Annotated in this window: 3 protein-coding genes; all 3 read left to right on the forward strand. The window is 52.7% G+C overall.

Translation table 11 applies throughout. The annotated features are described in order from the left end of the window. Positions 1-1,996: translation initiation factor IF-2 (gene infB, locus IQ219_RS16745; protein WP_194073357.1), on the forward strand; the 1,996-nt coding region annotated here is incomplete at its 5' end. A gap of 1 nt (position 1,997) precedes the next feature. Further along, positions 1,998-2,666, forward strand: coding sequence for a glutathione S-transferase family protein (locus tag IQ219_RS16750; protein WP_194073358.1), 669 nt, complete (start codon positions 1,998-2,000; stop codon positions 2,664-2,666). A 184-nt stretch (positions 2,667-2,850) separates the two neighbouring features. Then, positions 2,851-4,841 (forward strand): glycogen debranching protein GlgX (glgX, locus tag IQ219_RS16755; protein ID WP_368667626.1); only part of this gene is annotated, 1,991 nt, incomplete at its 3' end.

The raw sequence follows: 4,841 nt of genomic DNA on the forward strand, positions 1-4,841 counted from the left end.
CCTGGATATAGATGGGGATAATGGTCCCAAACCCACCCTCGTTAGTCTTTCCATTGCCCGTCCTCCCAAACCAAAATCCTTGGTGGCTAAACCTAGCACCCCCACTGTGGCCAAGGTTAAAAAGCCGACCCTCAAGTCCGAGGCCGGCAGTGGTAGCAGCAGCAGTTCCCGTAACCGTGGCGATCGCCGCGACCGGAAGGAAGTGGTGCAAAAACCAGAAGTGATCATGTTGGACCGGAGCTTAACTGTCCGGGATCTGGCGGATCTGTTAAAAGTTTCTGAAACGGACATTATCAAACGGCTCTTCCTCAAAGGGGTAGCGGTACAAATTACCCAAACCCTGGACGAAGAAACCGCCCGCATGGTGGCCGAATCCTTTGAAGTAGCGGTGGAAACCCCCGAAAAAGTGGCCGCCGCTGCTAAAACCACAGAAATGCTCGACGAAGCGGATCTGGATAACCTGGTGCGTCGTCCCCCTGTGGTTACCATCATGGGTCACGTAGACCACGGTAAAACTACCCTGTTGGACTCCATTCGCAAAACCAAAGTAGCCCAAGGGGAAGCAGGGGGCATTACCCAGCACATTGGTGCTTACCACGTCGAAGTAGAGCACAACGACAAAACCGAACAGATTGTCTTCCTCGATACTCCTGGCCACGAAGCCTTTACCGCCATGCGGGCCCGGGGAGCTAAGGTTACGGACATTGCCATTCTGGTGGTGGCAGCCGATGACGGTGTGCAACCCCAAACCAAAGAGGCCATTAGCCATGCCAAGGCCGCCGGCGTGCCTCTGATTGTGGCCATCAACAAAGTTGATAAGCCCGAAGCTAATCCCGACCGCATTAAACAGGAGTTGTCCGAGCTTGGTCTCCTGGCCGAAGAATGGGGTGGAGACACCATCATGGTGCCCGTCAGTGCCCTCAACGGCGATAACCTAGATGGCTTGTTGGAAATGATTCTGTTGGTGTCGGAAGTAGAAGAGTTGGTGGCTAACCCCCAACGTCAAGCCAAAGGTACGGTAATCGAAGCTCACCTAGACCGCACCAGGGGCCCTGTGGCCACCCTCTTGATCCAAAATGGTACTCTCCGGGTTGGGGATGCCATTGTGGTAGGGGCTGTGTACGGCAAAATTCGAGCCATGATCGACGACCGGGGTGACAAGGTGGAAGAAGCCAGTCCTTCCTTCGCCGTGGAAATCCTTGGTCTGGGGGATGTGCCCGCCGCTGGGGATGAGTTTGAAGTCTTCACCAATGAAAAGGATGCCCGTCTCCAGGCCGAAACCCGGGCCATGGAAGACCGTCAAACCCGTTTGCAACAGGCCATGTCTTCCCGCAAGGTGACCCTCAGCAGTATTTCTGCCCAGGCCCAGGAAGGAGAACTGAAGGAATTGAATATCATCCTCAAAGCGGACGTTCAAGGTTCGGTGGGGGCGATTTTGGGTTCCTTGGAGCAATTACCCCAAGGGGAAGTACAGATCCGGGTTCTGTTGGCATCCCCTGGAGAGGTAACGGAAACCGATGTGGACTTAGCCGCCGCCAGTGGAGCAATTATCATTGGTTTCAACACCACCTTGGCCAGTGGGGCCCGTCAAGCGGCCGACCAGGAAGGGGTGGACATTCGGGAATACGACATTATCTATAAGCTTCTGGATGACATCCAAGGGGCAATGGAAGGTCTATTGGATCCCGAAGAAATTGAATCTTCCCTGGGAACGGCGGAAGTGCGGGCGGTCTTCCCTGTGGGTCGGGGCAACATTGCCGGTTGTTACGTCCAGTCGGGCAAAATTATCCGGAACCGTAACCTACGGGTGCGTCGGGGTGACCAAGTGGTGTTTGAAGGCAACATTGATTCCCTTAAACGGATTAAGGAGGACGTGCGGGAAGTTAATGCCGGCTATGAATGCGGTATTGGCTGTAGCAAGTTCAATGATTGGAAAGAGGGAGACATCATCGAAGCCTATGAAATGACCATGAAGCGTCGCACATTGGCTACATAGGATGTTGTTGCTCCAATTCAGCACTTCCCACTATTGCCGCAAAGCCAGGCTGGCCCTGGGTTATAAGGGCATGGTTTACCGAGTTAAAAATTTAACCCCCGGTGTCCATGCCCTGCAACTTAAACCCAAGACCGGTGCTACTACGGTGCCGGTGCTTTGTCCAGAACTCCCAGGGCAACCGGAATATATCAGTGATTCCAGCGAAATTTTCCGTTTTTTAGAGGAAATCTCCCCCGATCGCCGTTTATTTCCCCCAGATGCTGAACAGAGATTGAGGGCAGCATGGTTAGAAGATTGGCTGGATGAAAGCATTGGTACGGCAACCCGGTTTGTTTATTACGACTACCGGGCTGCGGCCGGCAAGGCCATTGACCCGTCCTTTGCCAGTCAGATAGTTATTCAAATTGTCCGTCGCCAGTACAACATCAATAACACCACCGTTGCCCTGGCCAAAAAACGATTAGACTTAGCTTTCCAGGTGCTAGCTGGTTGGCAGGATCGCCCCTATCTTTGCGGTGATCAGTTGACCGTGGCAGATTTAACCGCCGCCGCTTTGCTTAGTCCCTTGGCACTGTTGCCTGCTTATCGAGAGTCCGTACCTTGGTTGTTTGAGCGCATCAAGGAAGTGCATTTAATTTGTGGGGAACCTTTGCCACCGGGGCTAGGGTGAGGAATGGTAAGAGCCCATTACCCCAGAAGTTTTAACTTCTCACTTTTTCCTGGCGGTTCTAGCCCAACTTCCTGCCCCTAGGGAAAGAACAGTTCCATCTGGCCATGGCGATCGGAATTGTTTCCCTTTTCCAAAGGTTTGCTAGCTTTAAAGGAAAGAGTCTGAACAATTTTTGGAATTGCCCGTGCCACAGTTGATACCTGTTCCCAACCTGTCCACCGATGTCCGCCTTGGCCAAACCTTTCCGTTGGGGGCAACGGTTTATGCCGATGGGGTCAATTTCTGCCTGTTTTCCAAGCATGCGGAAAAGGTGACGCTATTGTTGTTTGATCGCCCTAATGATCCGGCCCCGGCCCGCACCATTGAGCTCCATCGAGGGCAGAACCGGACTTTCTACTACTGGCACATTTTTGTAGCGGGTTTAAAGGCAGGACAGGTTTACGCTTACCGCATTGATGGCCCCCACGAGCCAGAAAAGGGCCACCGCTTCGATCCTGATAAAGTTTTGCTCGATCCCTACGCCAAGGCGATCGCCGGTAAGGATATTTACGACCGCCAAGCGGCCATGGTTCCCGGAGATAACTGTGCCCAGGCCCTACGCAGTGTGGTGGTGGACACCAGTGTGTACGACTGGGAAGATGACCATGCTCCCCGCACGCCCTACGCCGCCAGCATTATCTACGAACTCCACGTGGGGGGCTTTACCCGCAACCCCAATTCCGGGCTCAGTGAAAACAAACGGGGCACCTATGCGGGCTTAATTGAAAAAATTCCCTACCTCAAGGAACTGGGTATTACAGCGGTGGAATTATTGCCGGTGCATTATTTTGACCCTGAAGACGCCCAACCGGGGCTGACCAACTATTGGGGTTATAGCACCATCGGCTTTTTTGCTCCCCACCAGGGCTACAGTGCCGCCGATGATCCCCTGGAAGTGGTGGACGAATTTCGGGATATGGTCAAAGCCCTGCACAAAGCGGGCATAGAGGTAATTTTAGATGTGGTGTTTAACCATACGGCAGAGGGCAACGAAAATGGCCCGACCCTTTCCTTCCGGGGCATTGACAACAGGGTGTACTATATTCTTGATGAAGACAAGAGTTCCTACAGCAACTACAGTGGTTGCGGCAATAGCATCAAAGCCAATCACCCCATCGTCGGCGGTCTAATTCTTGATTCCCTCCGTTATTGGGTTTCAGAAATGCACGTGGATGGTTTCCGTTTCGACCTCGCTTCGGTACTGGTGCGAGATACCAAAGGAGTGCCCCTCCATGACAGTGCCATTGCCACCGCTAACGTTATCTGGGCGATCGAATCCGATCCCATTTTGGCTGGCACGAAATTAATTGCCGAAGCCTGGGATGCGGCCGGTCTGTATAGCGTGGGGAAATTTGTGGAATTGGCGGACTGGTTTGCGGAATGGAATGGCCCCTTTCGGGACGATGTACGCCGTTTTGTCAAAGGAGATAATGGCACTGTACCCCTCCTAGCTAGCCGCTTACTGGGTAGTCCTGACATTTACCATCGTCAAGATACGGACATTAACCGCAGTATTAATTTTGTCACCTGTCACGACGGTTTTACTATTTACGACTTGGTTTCCTACAACGAAAAACACAATGAAGCCAACGGAGAGAATAATTGCGACGGCGCCAATGACAACTTTAGTTGGAACTGCGGCGTGGAAGGGGAAACCGATGATCCTGAAATTAACCAACTGCGACTGCGACAGATTAAAAATTTTCTTACCATTCTTTTCTTCTCCCAGGGCACACCAATGTTATTGATGGGAGACCCGGTGGGGCGCACCCAAAAGGGTAACAATAACGGCTATTGCCAAGATAACAAACTCAGTTGGTTCGACTGGAGCGGGGAAGAAACCCACAGCGATGAAACCCACTTTTTGCGGGGAATTATTGCCCTGACCCAAAAGTTATCCCTCTTCCTTGAGGAAAGTTTATTGCCGGTGCTACATTTTGACCTGCCCCGCTTGCCCGATGAAAATGACGGCTCCGAGGGGGATAGCCAGGAGGGGGAGGAGCCTATTTATAAACCCCTCCCGCCAGTGGATGAAGTGACTCTGCGGGAAATATACCTCAAGGCTACCAAGGATTTACCAGGCCCCTGCGTGGTCTGGCAGGGGGCAAAACTGGCCCAGCCCGATTGGTCCTATAC

Source organism: Synechocystis sp. LEGE 06083 (genome assembly GCF_015207725.1).
Classification (GTDB): Bacteria; Cyanobacteriota; Cyanobacteriia; order Cyanobacteriales; family Microcystaceae; genus Synechocystis; species Synechocystis salina.